Origin of the sequence: Flectobacillus roseus, from assembly GCF_030056595.1 — a bacterium.
Lineage (GTDB): Bacteria > Bacteroidota > Bacteroidia > Cytophagales > Spirosomataceae > Flectobacillus > Flectobacillus roseus.
The window spans coordinates 43,902-63,977 of record NZ_JASHIF010000022.1; the positions used below are offsets into that span (position 1 = coordinate 43,902).

General features: G+C 37.6%; 14 protein-coding genes and 1 pseudogene. 9 read left to right on the forward strand and 6 right to left on the reverse strand.

Annotated elements, in window-relative coordinates; translation table 11 throughout:
• Window positions 1-26 precede the first annotated feature (26 nt).
• Together QM524_RS21165 and QM524_RS21170 are read left to right on the forward strand one after the other, a co-directional pair.
• The gene (locus QM524_RS21165) at window positions 27-1,652 is read left to right on the forward strand and encodes a RagB/SusD family nutrient uptake outer membrane protein (protein ID WP_283346108.1); all 1,626 of its coding nucleotides are present in this window, start codon (window positions 27-29) and stop codon (window positions 1,650-1,652) included.
• A 129-nt stretch (window positions 1,653-1,781) separates the two neighbouring features.
• The gene (locus QM524_RS21170; RefSeq protein ID WP_283346109.1) at window positions 1,782-3,701 is read left to right on the forward strand and encodes a heparinase II/III domain-containing protein; all 1,920 of its coding nucleotides are present in this window, start codon (window positions 1,782-1,784) and stop codon (window positions 3,699-3,701) included.
• An 81-nt stretch (window positions 3,702-3,782) separates the two neighbouring features.
• Here QM524_RS21170 and QM524_RS21175 read toward each other — a convergent pair whose 3' ends face one another.
• On the reverse strand, window positions 3,783-3,905 hold the full coding sequence (locus tag QM524_RS21175; RefSeq protein ID WP_283346110.1) for a hypothetical protein: 123 nt from the start codon (window positions 3,903-3,905) through the stop codon (window positions 3,783-3,785).
• A gap of 75 nt (window positions 3,906-3,980) precedes the next feature.
• On the opposite strand from QM524_RS21175, the gene QM524_RS21180 reads away from it, so the two are divergent.
• Window positions 3,981-5,144, forward strand: a complete 1,164-nt coding sequence (locus tag QM524_RS21180; protein ID WP_283346111.1) for a glycoside hydrolase family 88 protein — start codon at window positions 3,981-3,983, stop codon at window positions 5,142-5,144.
• Window positions 5,145-5,327: 183 nt separating this feature from the next.
• On the opposite strand, the gene QM524_RS21185 is transcribed toward QM524_RS21180, so the two are convergent.
• Entirely contained in the window at window positions 5,328-6,737 is a 1,410-nt protein-coding gene (locus QM524_RS21185; RefSeq protein ID WP_283346112.1) for a TlpA family protein disulfide reductase, read from the reverse strand.
• 131 nt (window positions 6,738-6,868) lie between these two features.
• Entirely contained in the window at window positions 6,869-7,768 is a 900-nt protein-coding gene (locus QM524_RS21190; RefSeq protein ID WP_283346113.1) for an NAD(P)/FAD-dependent oxidoreductase, read from the reverse strand.
• A 279-nt stretch (window positions 7,769-8,047) separates the two neighbouring features.
• Here QM524_RS21190 and QM524_RS21195 point away from each other — a divergent pair, with 279 nt between their 5' ends.
• Window positions 8,048-8,530, forward strand: coding sequence for a Fur family transcriptional regulator (locus tag QM524_RS21195; RefSeq protein ID WP_283346114.1), 483 nt, complete (start codon window positions 8,048-8,050; stop codon window positions 8,528-8,530).
• Between the two features lie 119 nt (window positions 8,531-8,649).
• Here the strand turns inward: QM524_RS21195 and QM524_RS21200 are convergent.
• Together QM524_RS21200 and QM524_RS21205 are read right to left on the reverse strand one after the other, a co-directional pair.
• Window positions 8,650-9,462, reverse strand: a pseudogene (locus QM524_RS21200) (FG-GAP repeat domain-containing protein); the annotation flags it as partial.
• A gap of 381 nt (window positions 9,463-9,843) precedes the next feature.
• Window positions 9,844-10,299 (reverse strand): YHS domain-containing (seleno)protein, encoded by a 456-nt coding sequence (locus tag QM524_RS21205; RefSeq protein ID WP_166577563.1) that lies wholly within the window; start codon window positions 10,297-10,299, stop codon window positions 9,844-9,846.
• A gap of 421 nt (window positions 10,300-10,720) precedes the next feature.
• Here QM524_RS21205 and QM524_RS21210 point away from each other — a divergent pair, with 421 nt between their 5' ends.
• The 5 genes from QM524_RS21210 (at window position 10,721) to QM524_RS21230 (ending at window position 17,483) form a co-directional block, all read left to right on the forward strand.
• A complete protein-coding gene (locus tag QM524_RS21210; RefSeq protein ID WP_283346115.1) occupies window positions 10,721-11,284 on the forward strand; it encodes a Crp/Fnr family transcriptional regulator in 564 nt (187 codons plus the stop codon).
• Between the two features lie 307 nt (window positions 11,285-11,591).
• Window positions 11,592-11,993, forward strand: a complete 402-nt coding sequence (locus QM524_RS21215; protein ID WP_283346116.1) for a hypothetical protein — start codon at window positions 11,592-11,594, stop codon at window positions 11,991-11,993.
• 13 nt (window positions 11,994-12,006) lie between these two features.
• Entirely contained in the window at window positions 12,007-13,041 is a 1,035-nt protein-coding gene (locus tag QM524_RS21220; RefSeq protein WP_283346117.1) for an efflux RND transporter periplasmic adaptor subunit, read from the forward strand.
• A 7-nt stretch (window positions 13,042-13,048) separates the two neighbouring features.
• On the forward strand, window positions 13,049-16,135 hold the full coding sequence (locus tag QM524_RS21225; protein ID WP_283346118.1) for an efflux RND transporter permease subunit: 3,087 nt from the start codon (window positions 13,049-13,051) through the stop codon (window positions 16,133-16,135).
• Window positions 16,136-16,142: 7 nt separating this feature from the next.
• Window positions 16,143-17,483: a TolC family protein gene (locus QM524_RS21230; protein WP_283346119.1), complete on the forward strand. Its 1,341-nt coding sequence runs from the start codon at window positions 16,143-16,145 to the stop codon at window positions 17,481-17,483.
• A gap of 148 nt (window positions 17,484-17,631) precedes the next feature.
• Here the strand turns inward: QM524_RS21230 and QM524_RS21235 are convergent, their stop codons facing one another.
• Entirely contained in the window at window positions 17,632-20,040 is a 2,409-nt protein-coding gene (locus tag QM524_RS21235; protein WP_283346120.1) for a glycosyl hydrolase 115 family protein, read from the reverse strand.
• Window positions 20,041-20,076: the final 36 nt, after the last annotated feature.

Here is a 20,076-nt window from a genome sequence, read left to right on the forward strand (position 1 = left end):
CAAAATTCTATATAACATTCTGGATTATGAAAAAGACTTTATTCAAACATATATCTTTAGCCTTATTGCTCACAATGGGCTTAGGTTCTTGCGATGTAGACCGCATTCCTGAAACACAACTGAGTGACCCTGCTTTCTGGAAAACCGAAAGAGATTTACAAAGCGCGTCCAATTTTTTGTATACTTATCTGCCTGGCTTACCCAATACAGATGACAACTGGTCGGACGATACCTACGCACGTGCCCCCAACAGTATAAGTGATGGTACACGTATTGCACCCGCAACCGATGGCACTTATAACAGTTCTTACCAGCTCATTAGAGCAGCCAATAACATTATCGAAAAAGCACCGCTAGCCTTGAATTCAGGTGTCACACAAGCAACAGTCGACCGTTATGTTGCTGAAGCACGATTCTTTAGAGCATGGGGATATTATACCCTATTCCAACGCTATGGTGGTGTTCCGTTAATTTTATCAGTTCTAAAAGAAAACTCTCCAGAGCTGTTCGCTCCAGCTAACACTCGTGAAGAAGTGATTCAGAACATCTATAAAGATTTAGATTTTGCTGTCGAAAAACTACCAACGCCAACGCAGTTAGGTACTGCAAATTATGGTAGAATTACCAAAACTGCCGCATTAGCACTCAAATCACGGGCAGCATTATTTGAAGGAACTCGTGCTAAATTTCATGGCTATGGCGATTACAAAGCACATTTAACGATTTCGTTGGCGGCTTCAAAAGCCATTATCGATAGCAAAGAGCATGATTTGTTTGCAAGCTATTACAATATCTTTCAATTGGCAGGAGAAGGTCGTCAGAATCGTGAAAATATTTTGGTTAAACAGTACGGTGTAAGTACCTCCGAAATCGTTCTTACTCATACTGCGGCTCGTAACTTAGAAAATGGCTCGGCTAGTCCAACGCGCAACCTTGTAGATTCGTACTTGATGACCGACGGATTGCCTATTGAAAAGTCGCCTTTATATAAAAAACCCACTATCTCAACAGAAGTATTTAGCAATCGTGACGAACGTTTAGGCGCTACTATCATGAAGTCTGGCGACTCATATATTGGAACAAATCCTATTTTCTCGGTATCTGTTTTGGCCTTTCAATTGACTGGATTTCTGTCAAGAAAGTACTTTAATACCGACGACTGGACTTTGCAACGCTCTAACATCGACGGAGTTGTGATTCGTTATGCAGAAGTTTTACTAAATTATGCAGAAGCTACTTATGAACTCAACGAATCTATTTCTGATGCAGATTTGGAACTGACTATCAACAAATTAAGAACCAGAGGTAAAGTCGCCAAATTATCCAATGCCTTTGCTACAGCCAATGGGCTTTCGATGAGAAACGAAATTCGTCGTGAGCGCCATGTAGAATTAGCAGTGGAAGGTTTCCGCTATTGGGATTTGATTCGTTGGAAAACGGCTGAAGTTGAATTAGTAAAACCAATCATAGGAAATTTCTTTTTCAAGAGTGAATTTGGCACAGCAACAGCGGTAAAACTCACAGCTGACAATTATATTTTAGTACAAGATGCTACTTTCCGTCGTTTTGACCCTGCCAAAGATTATTTATGGCCTATTCCTATTAATGAATTAGCGCTCAATCCTAATCTCAAGCAAAATCCTAATTGGTAAGGTATAACAGCTTTCAGTCATCGGCTATGAGCTTTCAGCCCTTTTGATTAACTTAATTTTTTAAAATAATCAAAAGCTGATAGCTCATACCTCTTGTCTAAAGGCGATTAAATTTTAACGCACACTAAGATGTCCATACCTCGAATACTTATTTTTTTATTGTGTTTTGTGGTGAGTACCAAAGCACAAATTACGCCTCGAAATATTTTTGGAAAAGACTATTCATTAGGGGCTGTCCAACAAAGTCTGATTCCGCTAAATCAGTGGCATCCCTATCCTCAAAATCCTACCGAATGGAAAGCCCAAGTACCTGATTCGGTATTACAAAAAGTTATTAAAGACGGAGAAAAAGCTCTCAATTATAAATTTGAGCCTATTTCTGCAACGATTTCACTCGACTATGTACGTTCTGGTGACCGCAATCGTCATGGAAGTATTTCTTTTGGTAAACGTAATAACCTTTTTCAATTACTTTTAGCAGAAAGTATCGAAGATAAGGGTCGATTTATGGAGGCTATCCTCAACGGTATCTGGTCAATTTGCGAAGAAAGTTATTGGGGCGTTCCTGCGCATATTGGTCATACGGGGCTTCCCGATGTGACAAACCCTGTGGTTGATTTGTTTTCTGCCGAAACGGCTTCAGTTCTTGCCATTGCTGATTATTGGGTTGGTAAAAAATTGGATAAGATTAATCCATTGATTCGTAAAAGGATTTACCACGAAACTAATGTGCGCATTTTCAATCCTATGCTCAATAATCCAGAAAGATTTGGTTGGATGAGCAAAACTAAACCTGTCAACAACTGGAATCCTTGGATTATGTCCAACTGGATTATGAGTAATTTGCTCTTGGAAAAAGATGAAAGTCGCCGTGCCAAAATGTTGTATGGCGCTATGATTGGGCTAGATTCCTATTTGAATAGCTTAGGTGAAGATGGTGGTTGCGACGAAGGGCCAAGTTACTGGTTTGCAGCAGGTGGCAGTGTTTTTGACTGCCTAGAGCTTTTACAAAATGCCACCAATAATCGAGTAAATATTTATCAAAATGTGCTTATTAAAAAAATGGCGAATTATGTGTACAAAACGCATATCAGTGGTGAATATTTCGTCAATTTTGCCGACGCCGACCCAACTCTCCGACCAGATGGTTTGATGTTGTATCGTTTCGGAAAAGCCATACAAGAACCTCAATTACAACACTTTGGAGAATGGGCTTTTGCTAAATACCCACAAGTCAAAACTGAAGGATACCAGCGCATGCGCAGAATCCAAAATCTTTTGACAGTTGGTTCAATCAAAGCAGATGACACCGAATATCAGCCAGTCAACGAGGCTTGGATTAGCGATATTCAGGTGATGACAGCAAGAGATAATACGGGCTTGTTTTTGGCAACTCACGGTGGGCACAACGACGAGAGCCACAATCATAACGACGTAGGCGATTTCATTATTTACTACAAAGGAAAACCTATGATTATTGATGCTGGTCGTGGTAATTACACCGCCAGAACGTTCTCTAAACAACGCTATGAACTTTGGTTTACACAGTCTCAGCATCATAATTTACCGATGATTAATGGAATCGGACAAAAAGATGGACGTAGTTTTGAAGCACATGATGTGGCCTTTTTGAGTAATGAAAAAGAAGTAAGTCTGACTATGAATATTGCTGGGGCTTATCCACAAGAAGCAGGTATTCAAACATGGAAAAGAGGGGTAAAACTTTTAAAACAAAAGCATCAAATTGAAATAAATGACGACTTTGTGTTGTCTCAAAACCCTCAGTCATTACAACAAGTCTTGATGACTATCTGTCAGGTAGATACAAGTAAAGCGGGACAAATTATCTTTACCAACGACGACACTCAATTGGTAGCTACCTACGACCCAAATCTCTTCAGCGTTAGCACCGATATGCCATCTACCGAAGGGATGGAATATGATAGTTTTAAAACAAAATGGGGAAAGAAACTCGTTACTAGAATTTTGCTAACACACAAAAAACCAAGTACTAAAGGAAAATATCAGTTGAAATTTGAAGGAAAGTAAGTAATTGTGCAGAATTATATTTAAGTTTTGTGTTTTAGGGATAAGGCAACAGGCACAAGGCACAGAGTGTTAAAATGTTTTTTAGTAACGATAGATATATTTTGCCGAATGCCCACCGCTGAAAGCTGATACCTGAAAGCCTAAAGTGTATCCTTCTGATTGTGAGATTATTCCAACATCTAATACACTGTCAACGAATAACATCCTTTTACATAGCACTAACTTAAAAATCTCAATCTTACGAATTCCTATAACTGAATCAATAAATCTTTGTAAACTATGAAATTTGTAAAAACGTTTATTCTTCTTGCTTGTACGCATTTGGCGATGAGTCAAATCAATGTCAAAAAAGAATTTGATTATGCTGCCAAACAATATGAAGGTATGTTGGCATCACATCCCGATTTGACGAAATTCCCTCAATCTACTAATCCCGACGGTTCGCCTCGTGATATGAAATCAGATTGGTGGTGTAGTGGTTTCTTTGGAGGCTCACTCTGGTATCTATACGAATACACCCATGACCCAAAATGGAAAGATGCTGCCGAAAAATGGACGATGGCAGTAGCCAAAGAACAATACAATACGGGTACGCACGATTTGGGTTTTATGCTATACTGTCCTTTCGGAAATGGGTATCGTCTTACCAAAAATGAGGAATATAAAAACATTATGCTTACGGGTGCAAAATCACTTTCAACACGATTTGACCCTAAAGTTGGCTTAATCAAATCTTGGAACAAATTTCAAGGAAAATATGAATACCCAGTTATCATCGACAATATGATGAACTTGGAGTTTTTATTCTGGGCATCCAAGGTTTCGGGCGATAAATCCTTTTACAACATCAGCACCATCCACGCTGACAATACGTTGAAAAACCATTTCAGAGCTGATAATAGTAGTTATCATGTAATTTGTTATGGACCAAACGGAGAAGTACAAGCCAAAAAAACACACCAAGGTGCAGCCGATGAGTCAGCGTGGGCGCGTGGACAAGCATGGGGTTTGTATGGCTACACGGTGATGTATCGTGAAACCAAAGACCCTAAATATTTAGAGCAAGCGCATAAAATTGCGGCGTTTATTCTTCATAATCCAAATTTACCAGCCGACAAAATTCCATATTGGGATTATAGCAAGCCCGGTGAAGAACGTGATGCTTCAGCAGGCGCTATTGCTTCTTCTGCCCTATTTGAGCTAGCGCAATACTCGAAAGGAAAACAAAAAGCAGAATATTTGAGCAATGCCATCAAAATGCTTGAAACACTTTCTTCTCCAGCTTTTAAAGCAAAAATTGGAGAAAACAATCACTTTATCCTGATGCATAGCACTGGTCACAAACCAGGTAATTCGGAAGTGGATGTTCCATTGGTATATGCAGATTACTACTATTTGGAAGCACTTTTGAGATACAAGCAATTGAAGGCTTCTGGTAAGTAAAAGAGGTGTTGAATTAGTACTGTACAAAGGATTTTAAACAACTGTTTATTTCAGATATCGGATGTTGGATTTCGGAAGCGTAATCTTTTATATTTTGTGAAAAATAAAAGTGCTTTACTTTATTTTTGAATTCAGAAATCCCACATCTGCAATAGTTTGAAATCCTTCGTACAGTTCTAGCTTTTAATTACTCAATGGCACATCTTTCAAAAATAGTTCTATCTGTTTTCTCGAGGGTTTATTAAGTGGTTGCATGGCTTTTGAAGTAATAAAGTGCCCTTTATGGTCAAAATACATAAATCTTGGAATTTCTAAGGTACTCTTCTCCTTTTCCCTTCTCGTAAAGAGAAAACTAGTAAACTTTGGCTTTTCGCCCAACCAATAGGTTGTCACACCATCTCCAGAAATATGGTATTTATTAACAGCCTTTTTCCAAGCCTTCTCCGATTTATCAACACTAATCGTAATAAAAACAATAGGTTTATCTTTCAAAGCTTTTGCGTGATCTTTGACAAAAGGAACCATGTAAATACATGGTGGGCACCAACTAGCCGAAAACTCCAGATAAATCATCTTGCCTTTGTGTTGCTCTAATAAGTCTCTCCAAGTAACACTTTGACCATTTTCATGCTTCAACTTTTGATTTAGCACATATTCGGGAAAGCTAAAATCAGTATCATCCAATTTCTGTTTTACATATTTTAGAAAGACTTCGTCCTGACATACTGCATAAAAAATCCCAACATAATCGTAGTAATTGGGTACATTTTCTATCTTGAATTTTCTGAGTAAATATGCCATCAGAAAATCTCGGTGTTGTCCTTTGAAATTGCTCAGCGCGGAATTAAACTGCACATAAAACCTATTGGCATCTGTGAGAGAATCTCTACAGAGAAACTGATTGTAGGAATATAAGGCTTGCCTGTACTGAGCACCTTTGATGAGTGTATCTGTACCATAAATTTCTTCTTTAAAAAGTCTCACAGAATCTATATACCATTTAGGAAACTTCTTCCAATCAGTATCTCCATCGACAAAAGGAACAAGGATAGAGGAAAGCGCTATACTCTTGATTTCTTGAATAGTACTCTTATAAAGTACTGTATCCAAAGATGATTGATATTTCCGAACTGTATCAACTTGACGACGCATTTTACTCTTAATACTATTGATAATCATGATATGCTCGCTTTTTTGCATGTCTTTGATAGAATATCCCGAAACCTGAATTTCATTACCATATTGTCTGTCCAAGACTGCAAGCACATTTCTTAAGGAATCATTAGGGTAAATACATACGACCTTATCATCTTTTACATCCAGTACTATGCTATCATTTGGAAATATGAGTATCGGTCTACCCAAAGATGTATACCTCGGATAAATCAAGGTTGGGTAATTATGATAGATGTCATATTTTTTTCCTTGCTTATCTTCTAACAAGCCCGAAAAAACAGATGATGTTAGTTCATTCAAATCATCAAAGTAATTGAAGCTATAGATAGAATTGTTTTTGGCAATAATAACTGATTTCTGTGCGTAAGCGAATGAGTAGCAACAAAAAAGAAATGAAAATAGAATGTAGTTTCGCATAGTTAAGATATATTTAGTTTTTTCTAAAATAAGGAAAAATCCAAGAAAAAGCTAGGTAAATGCCTAATATCCTGCATATACCTAGCTTATCATTATAAAGGTTTCAAACTAGTAAATCAAGAAGTCTATTTCTAGAATTCTTCTTCTATCAGTTCTTTGTTTATCATGGCTCCTGCTTTTGTCCCTGTTGCTACAGCTACCGAAACTGAGCGCATCATACTGGTACTGTCTCCTACAACATAAACACCACGAACCGAGGTTCTTTGCATTTCATCTACTTGAACATAACCCGATGGAAGCATTGTACAACCTAAATCCTCTGCAAAACTAGTGGACTGTTGGAAAGGTATTCGAGCAAACACGGCATCAACTGACAACTCCATGTCCTCACTTAACTTAATATACGTTACTTGTCCATCTACATGACAGTACTCTTCTATCGTGTTTTCAATTACACGAATACCCTTTGAAATCAGCTTATTTGTTTGCTCTTCAGAAAGTGTACTTTTCCCATCAGTCAACAAAACAATATTGGTCGACCACTGATAAATCAATTTGGCAAAATCATATCCTATTTCGCCATTTCCAACGACTGCGATTTGTTGGTTCCTAACTTCGTACCCGTGACAATATGGGCAATGCAAAATGCTTTTTCCCCAACAATCTTCAAAACCCTTGATGTCAGGAAAAATGTCTTTAATGCCTGTAGCAAGAATGATTTTCTTCGTAAAAAAAGAATCATCTGGCGTTTTGACTTCAAATCCTTCCTCTGTTTTTAATACTTTCAATACCTTATTTTCTCGAAAATCTACAGTTTGATATGCCAATACTTGTGATTTCGCTTTTTGAAAAATATCATAAGGTGTTTCGCCGTCTTGCGTGATAAAATTATGAGAATGAGGTGTGTATCTATTGCAAGGTTTACCTGTATCTAATACTAAAACCTTTCGTAAAGCACGTCCCAATGCCATTGCTGACGATAATCCTGAATAACTCCCTCCTATTATTATTACCTCGTATTGATTTAGCATTTTTCTATTTGTTTATTATTAATTCCACTATTGCAACAATGTTGCAATAAATAAAATTCATATTTTTATAAATTTTATTTAGATTAATTAAAAATAAGGGTTTATATTTGTTCAGTAATTACTCATGAACATTACAGGATAGGCTCTCAGGTGATACGCAGAGAGGTATCTCACTGAGAGTATAATTAATCGGTGAATTCAGAAATCTAGAGCTATAGATATTGCTCTAATAGCTCTAGTATTTTTTGAGACCGTTTAGACTTTGTTGACTAAAACAAGATGGATTCGACGACCAGAGAGGAATTTATAAAAGCAAAAAGGCATCTAGACACAGAAGTTGTAAGAAGAAATTTTCGGAAATCAACCGAACGATATAAGTTATTGGAAGAGTTATACAAATTCCATGACCATTTTATGGCAGAAGAATTTTATTTACATCTCATTCAAAACAATTTCCAAGTGAGTATGGCAACCGTTTATAACAACTTGGTATTTTTTGAAGAAGTTGGCCTAGTACTCAAACACCAATTTGGCAAAGGGCAAGCAGCTCGTTATGAAAGAGCCTTAGGTCGAAAACAGCATTGTCATTTGATTTGTCTTAGGTGTAATCAAATTTTTGAGTTTTGTGATCCACGTATTCATCATATTCAAACTACTGTTGAAGAGCATTTTGGAGCAACCGTTACAGGACATTCGCTTACGCTATATGGAGAGTGCAATCGAGAAGAGTGCAGGAATTCGTATCCTGTTATAGATGCATGAAAGTAACATTTGAGTTTATCTTTCTCCGTCAAATTTTCACAAAATGCTATCAACATAAATCCGCTTTCCTGCTTTTTGTAGGGGCTACAAAAAGTAGGAAAGCGCTAATAATCAATTGATCAATACTTTAAAACACTTAATTTATCTGCATTTCTAGGCATCAAAAATGCGGAAGAAGCACCCAATTTAATCGGATAAATCCCACGAATATCTCCCTCTAACAAAAGTTTTGATTGGCTATTAGGTAGGGTGGTAAAAGTCCCTTTTCCATTTCCTATTAAAATGAGGCCTCTATTGGCATCGCTCTTTCCTAGTTGGATTTTCCAAGGATAAAAGTTTCCTGCCAGAAGCAAATCTTTCTTTCCGTCTTTATTAAAATCTTGCACTATAATACCTGATATCCAAGAGTTTTGAGCAGCCATTGGAAGACTATTCGCCGTAAATTTTCCTTGATTATTGATAAATAGCGTTGTTCTTAACTCTTGTACCAGAAGCTCTTTGCTATTTTTTCGTTGTTCGTCAGACAGTATTTCTTTGAGCGTTGCCTGCGAATAATCTTTATACTTCAAGTATTTCTTTTTGATACTTGGCATCTGATACGAAAATTCATCCAAAGTCGCCAGAGGATAGCTTTTCCCTTGAATAAAATAACTAATCACAGGTTCTATAGTTCCGTTTTGGTCAAAATCCCCATAGATTAAGGTCATAGGCTCTTTTTGAGAAGCTCTGAACTGTGTATTAAGCCCCAGATTTCCTGCAAGAATATCTATATCTCCATCATTATCAATATCATCCAGCACAATTTTTTGCCACATACCTTGAGAGTTCTCAAGTCCATCTTGGGCAGTGGCATCTTGTAGTTGTCCTTTATGATTTTCGAAAACAGTGACAGCCATAAACTCACCAGCAACTATCAAATCAATCCAACCATCTTTGTTTAAATCGCGCCAAACAACCGTGTCGACAACTGTGTAAAGGCCACTTCATCACCAGCTCTGAAGTTATTCCAGAGAGTTTGTTCTTGAGGAGATGGAATTTCCTTGATACGCATGATTGAGGTTATATTAGAAAGCTGTACGAAATAATCAAAAATATCTAAGAATAACAATATAACTGAAAAATTCGGCTACTTGTTAAAGGATATAATTCTTTAAAAATACTGTATTCGCATGCAATTGAAGAGGATAAATAAAAGGCTGTCAGCTTTTTTGACTTCCATCATTTAGCAACAAAAAAGCGGAGAGGTTTTTACCTCTCCGCCTTCATAATATTAACAACATGGATATTCAGTCTTGTCAAAATAGATAGTTTTGCTATTGTTTGGCAGTTTTTGACATCAAAGCAGGCCAAAAATCATTTGCTTTCTTGATTCTACCAGAAATATCTTTTTTCCATAATTCCTTCACTTTTAGGTTATAGTTCAAATACAATTTGTCATCCACAATCGTGAAGGCCTCTGGCTCTGTTGGCGATTTGTGGTTTTCGCTCAAACCATAAGCACAGTATCCTCCAAATTGAGGTGCAAACTTTTCAGGATTTGCCTTGAAATCTTCCTTGTTTTCTTCTGAACTAAACAACCATTTTACGCCATTCCAGTCATGGGAAATTGTTTCTTGTCCTTTCACTGGCTTACTTTGTTTGAAATAAGCCACAGGATCGTATCCACGAATAGCGATTCCATCTTTCTGGAAAACGTCGGTTTCTTGCGCCAAAAGCTGTACGCTTGTTGACACCAAAAATAAAAGCAATACAAATAGGTTGGTTTTCATTGTTTTGTGATTAAAAATTTTCTTCACAAACTTCGGTGTTACCTACTTGATAAAAAGTCGGCTACATGACATAAAACTATTTTCTAGGAAAAAAGCATTTGGTAGAAGCTTGCATTCCTTATTGGAATTTGCTGTTGAATTTTGTTGCTTTGTTCATCTTTAGAAGATGTTTTGAAATTTTATTTTGCATTTGTTCAAAAAGCAAAATTTCCTTCGACACTCCTTACTTTTCTTGTCTTGACACAAGAAAAGTAACAAAAGAAAGTCAAGAAATCCTAAACTCGCCTTCGGCTCAAACAGTAGGATTTCATTAAAATAAATACAAACCTTATCATTGTAATGACTTACAAAGTTTAAAAATGCTCTAAGATCTCAATCAATACCATAGGCCTGTGCGCCGCCAAAACTTATCCTTTCTCCTATGGATTTTTTACAACATATCAGTAGCAAAATATCTCTGACAGAAGCCCAACAAGAACGGATTAATAAAGCCTTCAAGACTGAGCGTCATGCCAAAAACACTATTTTGATTATGCCAGGGGCTAACTCTCAAAAGGCAACATTTGTGGAAAAAGGATTACTGCGTAATTACTATAGCCACAATGACAAAGATATTACACACTTTTTCTTCGAAGAGGGCTTTGTTTCTATGAATATCGATAGCGTATTTTTTAATCAGCCCACTCCTTATGGTACCGAAGCGTTGGAGGATGTAACCTTAAGAACCATTCAGTACCGAGACTTTATGACTTTGTCTGAAGAAATCCCTGCATTGAAAGATTATGTTTTTTTGACTTCTATACAGATGGTAAAATTATTTTCGGATAGGCTTTACTCACTGCAATTTCATACCGCTCAAGAACGATATACGACATTGCTCAACGATCATCCATCTATTCTGATGCGAGCGCCACTGGGGCATATTGCGTCGTATTTGGGTATTACGCAACAGACGCTGAGTGTAATTCGCTCGAAGACGAAATAGAGATTTTTCTCTAAACTTAAAGATTTTAGACAGCCTTAAGTAGGAATGCTGAATTATATTTAAGTTTTGTGTTTTAGGGACAAGGCAACAGGCACAAAGTGTTCAAATGTTTTTTATTAACGATAGATATGTTTTTGCCGAATGCCAATATCTGTGGTCGTTAAAAACATTTTAACACTCTTTGCCTTGTGCCTGTTGCCTTGTGCCTAAAAAAAAATATTGATAAGGCTTCATTTTTTAATATAGATTAAAAATTTCCATTTTTCTTAGCCCCAACTTTGTCACATCAACTTTAAACGCCAAAACGATGGAGGCAGATTTTGACAATAGTATTCATTGGGTTTTCATCACCGACGAGTCGGGAATGGCAACCATTTTTCCTCAGGTAAAAACAAAACTTACCACCTCAGGAATGCATCATGTTTCAGTAGTGTACTATTCACCAAACCAAATTTTTAATTTTCGCCGAGAGCTTGATATTTTGGTTAGACATTATCCAACGGTACTATTTACCTATTTGATTTCCACGGAAGTTTTTGATAACTTTTTTCAAGAACACCCTGAATTAGAATCTATTATCAATGCCAATACCATGAGTCAGATGGAATTTATGATATGTGGCAACGAAGAGTTTTGTGAAAAATCAGCAGCGCTGTTACGCTTTTTAGATATTCAAGAAATTACCATACAAAAATCTTTATTCATTTAAACATCCCCAAACCATGAAGTACGCTAATATTTATCTAGGTGTGCTTACAACTTTGTTATTGGCAAGTTGCAAACACAATGAAACAAAAACTACAGAAAATAAAGCTCAGGCTATTGCTGTAAATGTTACAAAAGTTGAATCATCGCAAGCCAACAAAGAGGTTTCGGTTAGTGGGAACGTCGACGGTAGCACTACGGTTAGATTAGGTTTTTTGGTGGCAGGTCGTATCAATTTTATCTCAAGTCGTGAAGGACAAAACATCGGAAAAGGGCAATTAGTCGCAACTATTGAGCCAACCAACTATAAGATAGCGAAGGACTTATCAGATGTACAAGTCAACCAAGTATCTGATGAATTTAATCGTCTTAAAATTATGAGAGACAGAAATAGTATCTCTGAAAGTGATTTTTCGAAAGTAAATTTTACTTTACAACAAGCCAAATTACAGCAACAACTTCAACAAAAGAATCTTACAGATACCAAATTGTATTCGCCAATCAGTGGGGTTTTAATCAAAAAATTAGGAGAGGTTGGAGAAATCATTGGTACTGGAAATCCGCTATTGGTGATTTCAGATATTCGAAAAGTAAAAGTACTAGCGTATATACCTGAAGGTGAACTTCATTTGATCAAATTAGGACAAGTTGCTGATGTCACGGTTTCGGCTTTGGACAAAACTTTCAAGGGACGAGTAACCGAGGTAGGTTCGGCGGCTGATGCTACTTCCAGAGCTTTTACCATCAAAATAGAAGTAGATAATCCGGGTCTTTTGATTCGTCCGGGAATGATTGCCGAAGCACGTATCAAGACAAATGTATCTGCACAAAGAGTATTATTGCCATTAGAGATCATCAATCACGATTTGGATAATCAGGAGTTTGTTTATGTAGTCGACCACGCACAAAATAAGGCATTCAAACGCAAAATTAGTATCGGAAAAGTGGCAGATAATCAAGTAGAGGTAGTTTCGGGGCTGAATGTTGGAGATGTAGTGGTATCAGCAGGTCAAAACAAACTTTCGGATGGTTCTCTAATCACAATTAAATAGTTGCGTCATGAATATTATACAAGCATCACTCAAATATAAGCACGTAACCTTATCGGTATTGTTACTGCTATTTGCGATTGGGGTCAATTCTTTGATGAATATGCCTCGTCGTGAAGACCCCAAAATTACAATTCGTCAGGGCTTGGTTATTGCTTACTTTCCCGGGGCAAACTCAGCGCAGGTAGAAGACCAAGTAACCAAAAAACTTGAACAGTATTTATTTCAATATGAGGAAGTTAATAAAGCAAAAACCTATTCTACAACCAAAGATGGTATCGTAGTAGTCAATGTAGAATTAACAGAAAAAGTAAAATTACCTGATGTATTTTGGAGTAAACTTCGCCATCAATTGCTAGTATCCAAGCAATTGGACTTACCAGAAGGCGTAAGAGGTCCAATCGTCAACTCAGATTTTGGAGATACCGAGGCTATGGTTATTGCCTTAGAAAGCAATAAAGCCAGCTATGCCGAACTGAAAACGTATGCTCAAAAGTTGGAAGATTATTTAAGAACGATTCCAGCGGCGTCCAAGATTAAACGTGTTGGTGAGCAAAAAGAGCAAATAGTTGTATCGTCTAGTTCTGAAAAACTTTCACAATATGGTATTAGTTTGCAACAAATCGTAAAGGTTTTACAATCCCAAAATAGTATTAATGCTACAGGTTCTGTCAAAACCGAGCAAAGTAAAACCCCGCTATATACCAATGGTTTTTATAATACCGAAAATGACTTAGCGAATCAAATTGTGGGGGTCTCTCAAAGCGGCTCTACCGTAAAAGTAAGCGATGTGGCAAGTCTCAAACGTGACTATGCCGAACCACAAAGTATTATTACGGTAAATGGCAATAAAGCAATTTTACTCTCTATCCAAATGCACGAAGGCAATAATATTGTACAGTTTGGAGATGAAGTCAACAAAAAGATAGATGCCGTAAAACAAGTATTACCTTCAGAGGTAAAAATTACGACTATTGTCAACCAGCCTCATTTGGTGGATGAAAACGTATCGCATTTTATTCATGAGTTTTTCCTTGCTATTATTTCAGTTATTGTGGTAGTCGTATTGCTATTGCCCTTGCGTATTGCAGCGGTAGCTGCTACGGCAATTCCGATGACGGTGGCAGTGACGTTTGCGATTATGCATGCCTTAGGAATTGAACTGCATCAGGTATCATTGGCAGCTTTGATTTTGGTACTTGGAATGGTCGTCGACGATGCCATTGTGATTGCAGACAACTACGTAGAATTATTGGATGAAGGCATTGAACGTTGGACAGCAGCATGGCGTAGTGCAAGCGATTTGGTGATTCCAGTTTTGGCAGCTACTATTACCATTATTGCCTCCTTTATGCCCATGATTTTACTAAATGGCTCGGTAGGTGAGTTTATCTTCGCTTTGCCAATTACCGTTGCCGTTGCCTTGGCGTCATCGTTCATCGTAGCTATGTTACTTACGCCAATGTTATGTTTTATGTTTATCAAAAAAGGTTTACATCAACATGGCGAAAATGAGAAGAAAAGCAGAAAAAGCTTGCTCGACTATATGCAAATCGGCTATAATAATCTGTTAGAATGGTGTGTAAAACATCCTATTGCCACGATTATCAGTAGTATTATTCCAATTCTTTTGGCAGGTTTATTATTCAAAGCAGGCGTAAGACAACTATTTTTCCCAGCCGCCGAACGTAACCAATTTGTCGTAGAATTGTGGATGCCAACGGGAACCAAGCTAGAAAAAACCAATCAGGCGATTCTCAAAGCAGAGGCATTAATTAAAGGCGATAAACGAGTGCTTTCTTTTGCCACCTTTACAGGAACAGCCGCACCGAGATTTTACTATAACTTCTCGCCTGAGTTCCCAACAACCAACTATGCGCAGATTTTGATTAATACCACTACCGACAAAACGGCAGAAGAGTTAGCCGAGGAGTTGAGCAATAAAGTGGAAATGGCTATACCTGAAGGAACAACTTTTGTAAAATTAATGCAACAAGGTTCACCTTTAAAAGCTCCCGTTGAAGTACGCATTATCGGTGACGATATTAATCACTTAAAAGAATTATCGAATCAAGTTTCGACAATTCTCAAAAAAGCCTCGGGAAGTAAATTTGTGAGAAGTGATTTCGGAGAGGACTATTATGGTTTTGGGATAAAGCTCAAAGAAGAAGCCAATCGACTAGGTTTTACTACTACCAGTATTTCCCAAACAGTCTATACAGGTTTTAGTGGCGCAGCCATCTCGACTATGTATGAAGGCAACAATGCCGTTGATATTGTACTGAGATTAGATGAAAATAGTCGTAGAAATACCGACGATTTGGCGAATACTTACATGAAATCGCCAGTAACAGGCGCCAATGTGCCTTTGCGTCAAATAGCAGATATTATTCCAGAATGGCAAGCGGGAAAAATCATGCACCGCAATGGCGTAAGAACCTTGACCGTGCAAAGTGAGTTGGCCGAAGGTGTTTTACCAGCAGAATTAGTCAAAACTATTCAACCCGAAATCAATAAGTTACAACTACCAAGTGGCTACCGAATCGAATATGGTGGCGAAGATGCCAACAAGAAAGAGACTTTTTCGCAATTGGTTACTGTATTAATGGTGAGTTTGGTATTAATTTTCTTTATCCTATTGTTCCAGTTCCGTAATTTGAAAGAATCGGCTATTGTGATGCTAACTATACCTCTGAGCTTGTTCGGAGCTATTTTAGGACTATATGTTACTGGCAATAACTTTAGTTTTACAGCTTTCATTGGTCTGATTTCATTGTCGGGTATTGTGGTAAGAAATGCCATCATCCTTGTTGATCATACCAATGAACTTATGAAACATGGTATGGATATTCGTACTGCCGCAATCGAAAGTGGTAAGCGCCGTTTACGTCCGATTTTCCTAACAGCTATGGCTGCTGCTATTGGTGTTGTTCCTATGATTATTTCACACTCGCCTATGTGGGCGCCATTGGCAAGTGTATTGGCCTTTGGGGTTGTGTGGAGTATGCTCATGGCCTTATTGTCTGTGCCAGTGCTATACATAGGTTGGATTAAACCTAGAGATAAAAAAGACATTTTAACACAACAAAACGCATAGAATCGGCATGAAGTCTTTCATTAAAAATATCACTCTTATGGTATTTGCCCTTTCGTTGGAAGGGCAATATGCCACGGCTCAAACACCGACCTATTCGTTGCAACAGCTGAAAGAAACCGCTCTTAAAAGCAATCATATTTTATCGGTAAAACAGTGGCAAATAGCTGAACGTGAAGCCAAAATTAAAGAGGACGAAACCAAGCGTTATCCTACGGCTACGGTCAATGGAAATTACCAATATAATTTCAATTTGGCCAATATCACGATTCCTGCGGGGTCTATTGGGGTTTTGCCAGTAAGCTCTACCGTACAAGTTCCACTGCCCAACGAAGATAAAAGTATTCAGATTGGGAATAAAAATCTGTACAATCTAGGTGTTACAGCCTATCAGCCTATTAGCCAGCAGATTAAAATCAAGACTGGTTTGGAGGTGAACCGTATGGATGTGGCTATTACGGAAAAAGAAAAGCAAAAAATTGCGCTACAAATCAGTCAAGGCGTTGAGCAATTGTATTATGGAACACTCATTGCCCAAAAGCAATTAGAAGAAGCTGAAGCAAAATTAGCAGTAGCAAAAGCCAAACTAGGCGATGTTGAAACGGCTATTGCGGCTGGAAAAACCATTGATGTAAACCAAGCAGGTTTATTAGCCAATATCGCCGATGAAGAACAAAACATGCTGAAATTGAGTATTCAGGCGCAAAATTATAAATCTGATTTAATCAAGCTGACAGGTATTGCTGATGAAGATTTCAACCTCCAAGAATCACCTTTTGTCATGGAACAAGTTGCTGGTATTGAGAATTTCAAAAATGCTAGTTCTTCAAACCCTGATATCCAAATTGCGAGTTTAACTAAGGAAAAAGCCAACCTTGGTATCAAGGCTGCCCAACAAAGTACCTTGCCTGATTTTGGGTTCGTTACTGGATATACGTATCAGTCGGGTAATCCTATTTTACCGAATCATAATCCTTTTGTAGGACTTAACTTAAAATGGAATGTTCAAGATTTGTTTTCAAACAAACACTTACTCAAACAGCGTGAAGCGCAAGTCAAGCAAGCTGAAGAAAACATTTTGAATCTCCAACAACAAGTAACTAGCGATATTGAAAAAGCGTATCGCAAAGTCAACCAAAGCAAGTCTTTGATTGCGGTGGCACAACGTGTTTTGGATTATCGTACCAAGGAATTGAAAATTCAGGAAGATAAACAAGCAGCTGGGTTAAACCTTAAAACGGACATACTCAGTACCAAAGCACAAGTAGCCAAAGCCAATGCGGATATGTACGCTGCCCAATTGGCCTACACACTTGCCGTATCAGAGCTAAAAAGCTTAATCGGAAACTAGCAAATTACTAACACACATCTAAATATCTGCTAGCCCATTGATAGGAGTGCTGAGTTTTGCATGAAGAGTTAGGTCTTTTTTAACAAAACCTAATTTTTCCAATATCTCATTTTACCTATTTTGGGCTAGCACTTTTATTTAACTCGTTTTACTCCAAACTTTCCAACTGTATTGAATCCAGCAATACCCCTGCATCTATCATACGCAATTGAATAATATGCTTTCCTTTGGTCAAAGAAATTTTTCCAACTTCTTTTATTGTTTTATTGGTCAATACATTTTCTTTCCATTCTTCACTGCGATCAAATGTCTCAAAATCAAGCACTTTATCTATCTCTTTATCTAGTTTTACTTCCACTTTTTGACCTACATTTCTATGCAAAGGATGTAAAGGAATCGCTTTGAGTTTTAGGACATAATCTCCTTCTTTTTCGATATTTATCTCATAGTTAACCCAAGCCTGCACCTCTGAATTTTGTGCAATACTTTTTTGTAAAGAAAATGGCTTACTCACCAAAGCATTACCTGTAAACGACGGCTCTGCTATTTTTTCCCAATAAGAGTCTGTCCCTTTACTTTGTTCAGAAAATGCTCCAGCAGGAATAATAATTTTGATTGAAGCTCCTACTTTATCGATCTTTTGAGGGACATTTTTCAACTCCTCAGGCTTTTTAAATACGGGCAAATTACGAGGATTCATGCTCATCATATTCTGCCATTTGCCAGAATTATATTGCTTAGTCAAAGATTGAATTCCTTGATAAGCCTCCAATGATTTTTGAAATTCTGGTTGTTGGTCAGTTCGTGCATTGGGTGTTGTTCTGTAATATAAATCCAAATACAAAAATTTCTGATTCAATTTGGACGCCCCCAAAATGGGATAAGCAACCAACTGAAAATAAGGGGATTTCAATAATTCTGATTGAGGCTCTAGTTGAGCAACTCCTCGCTCCAAACTCTCAAAATCAGCGATTCGCTTTTTGACATCCTCCAAAGAAAAATCAGTAGCTTTTGTTTGGGTAGTCGGTTCAGTGCGACTCCAGCCCATAAATTCTGGTTTACGAATAAAGGCTAATTGATAATTTTTCCATAAAAGGCTACCATATTCTTTTGAACCCAAATTTTTGAAAGTCCAATTTTCTAAATGCTCTTTTCCTGAAATATTTTTCAAAAATGGTTGCATATTGTATGCCATATCCAAAAATAACTGCGTCGGATATTCTTGTGGCTTGATGTCACCCACATTCAATACCCATATTTTTCGACTCCCTAATTCGTAGGCTTTTTGCATTTCAAAACGCATCAACGAAGGGTCGGTCGTACCAATCCATAGATAGTCATGCGGGCGCCCCCAATATGAGGCATGATAATACACCCCAGAACCACCAGCACGTTTTTGTTCGTTGGCATTACTTAGATTTTTGATATAGCCATAGTTATCATCTGGCCAAATCAGCGTAATATCATCAGGTACTTCCAAGCCTTCTTTATAAAGCTCCAACACTTCCTTATACAAAGTCAAAACTTGAGGAATATCTTGTGCTTTTTTCTTGAGATATTTACTCAACAACGCTCTCTGTTCATTGATAATCAGATTTGTAAGTGCTACCGCCTCTTTTTTGGTTTTGATTCCTTCCATCCCACTATCGTGTTTGCCACGCATACCAATAGTGTAAAGATTCTCAAAATTCTGGACTTCCTCTAGTCGTTTTATCCAATAATCAGTTACACGATTTTTGTTGGTTATGTAATTATACTCGCCCATAGTGCTATCTACCCATTCGTCTACATTGTTGCGCATCATGGGTTCAGCATGCGAAGTTCCCACAACGATTCCATATTGGTTTGCCACCTCTTTATTGGCAGGATAATGGTAAAAGGCTTTGGTACTTGGGTGCATAGCTGGCCAAATCATATTGGCTTTTAAACGAAGTAGCAATTCAAATACTTTTGCATAGGTTTTTGGCCCAATATCTTTGGTTTCGGGTTCAAAAGTTTTGGCTGCCCAAGGTTGTAATCCCCAATCTTCATCATTGATAAAAATACCGCGGTATTGAACAGAAGGTTCTGCACTGGTAGAATCCTGAATAACAGTGGCTTGCTCACGAGAAGCAACAGGAATATCTGCCCAAAAATACCAAGGGCTCACACCCAACTTTTCAGATAATGTGAATGTTCCATACGCTAAACCTCTTCTATCAGAGCCTGTTACAATAAGATATTGAAGTTTGTTTCTTTGTAAAGTTTTAAAGCTAAAAACCTCCCATTTACCCTGAAGCGATTGATCAATTGCTTGAATTTCTGAGCTTGGAATTTGTGGTATTGAAGTACCAGCAACTCTTAATATTATAATAGACGAAGCTTTTGAATCCGTATTTTTTCCATACACTTTCTGCACATCTTCTTCCAAAAATTGTTTCATTAAAGTTGCATATTGCTGTTTATCAGCAACCACTTGAATTTTTGTTTTTGAAGAAATGGCAAATTGAGAAAATACTTCTGAACATGGAACTACCATACATAGTACCCATAAAAGTCCTTGAATACACTTTAGCATAAGTTGAGGTATTGATTGTGATTGATAAAACCTATC

What these genes read in the sequence shown, in the direction of transcription:
- QM524_RS21165 (WP_283346108.1), top strand. Translation starts at nt 27, where the DNA reads ATGAAAAAGACTTTATTCAAACATATATCTTTAGCCTTATTGCTCACA.
- QM524_RS21170 (WP_283346109.1), top strand. Translation starts at nt 1,782, where the DNA reads ATGTCCATACCTCGAATACTTATTTTTTTATTGTGTTTTGTGGTGAGT.
- QM524_RS21175 (WP_283346110.1), bottom strand. Translation starts at nt 3,905, where the DNA reads ATGTTATTCGTTGACAGTGTATTAGATGTTGGAATAATCTCACAATCA.
- QM524_RS21180 (WP_283346111.1), top strand. Translation starts at nt 3,981, where the DNA reads ATGAAATTTGTAAAAACGTTTATTCTTCTTGCTTGTACGCATTTGGCG.
- QM524_RS21185 (WP_283346112.1), bottom strand. Translation starts at nt 6,737, where the DNA reads ATGCGAAACTACATTCTATTTTCATTTCTTTTTTGTTGCTACTCATTC.
- QM524_RS21190 (WP_283346113.1), bottom strand. Translation starts at nt 7,768, where the DNA reads ATGCTAAATCAATACGAGGTAATAATAATAGGAGGGAGTTATTCAGGA.
- QM524_RS21195 (WP_283346114.1), top strand. Translation starts at nt 8,048, where the DNA reads ATGGATTCGACGACCAGAGAGGAATTTATAAAAGCAAAAAGGCATCTA.
- QM524_RS21205 (WP_166577563.1), bottom strand. Translation starts at nt 10,299, where the DNA reads ATGAAAACCAACCTATTTGTATTGCTTTTATTTTTGGTGTCAACAAGC.
- QM524_RS21210 (WP_283346115.1), top strand. Translation starts at nt 10,721, where the DNA reads ATGGATTTTTTACAACATATCAGTAGCAAAATATCTCTGACAGAAGCC.
- QM524_RS21215 (WP_283346116.1), top strand. Translation starts at nt 11,592, where the DNA reads ATGGAGGCAGATTTTGACAATAGTATTCATTGGGTTTTCATCACCGAC.
- QM524_RS21220 (WP_283346117.1), top strand. Translation starts at nt 12,007, where the DNA reads ATGAAGTACGCTAATATTTATCTAGGTGTGCTTACAACTTTGTTATTG.
- QM524_RS21225 (WP_283346118.1), top strand. Translation starts at nt 13,049, where the DNA reads ATGAATATTATACAAGCATCACTCAAATATAAGCACGTAACCTTATCG.
- QM524_RS21230 (WP_283346119.1), top strand. Translation starts at nt 16,143, where the DNA reads ATGAAGTCTTTCATTAAAAATATCACTCTTATGGTATTTGCCCTTTCG.
- QM524_RS21235 (WP_283346120.1), bottom strand. Translation starts at nt 20,040, where the DNA reads ATGCTAAAGTGTATTCAAGGACTTTTATGGGTACTATGTATGGTAGTT.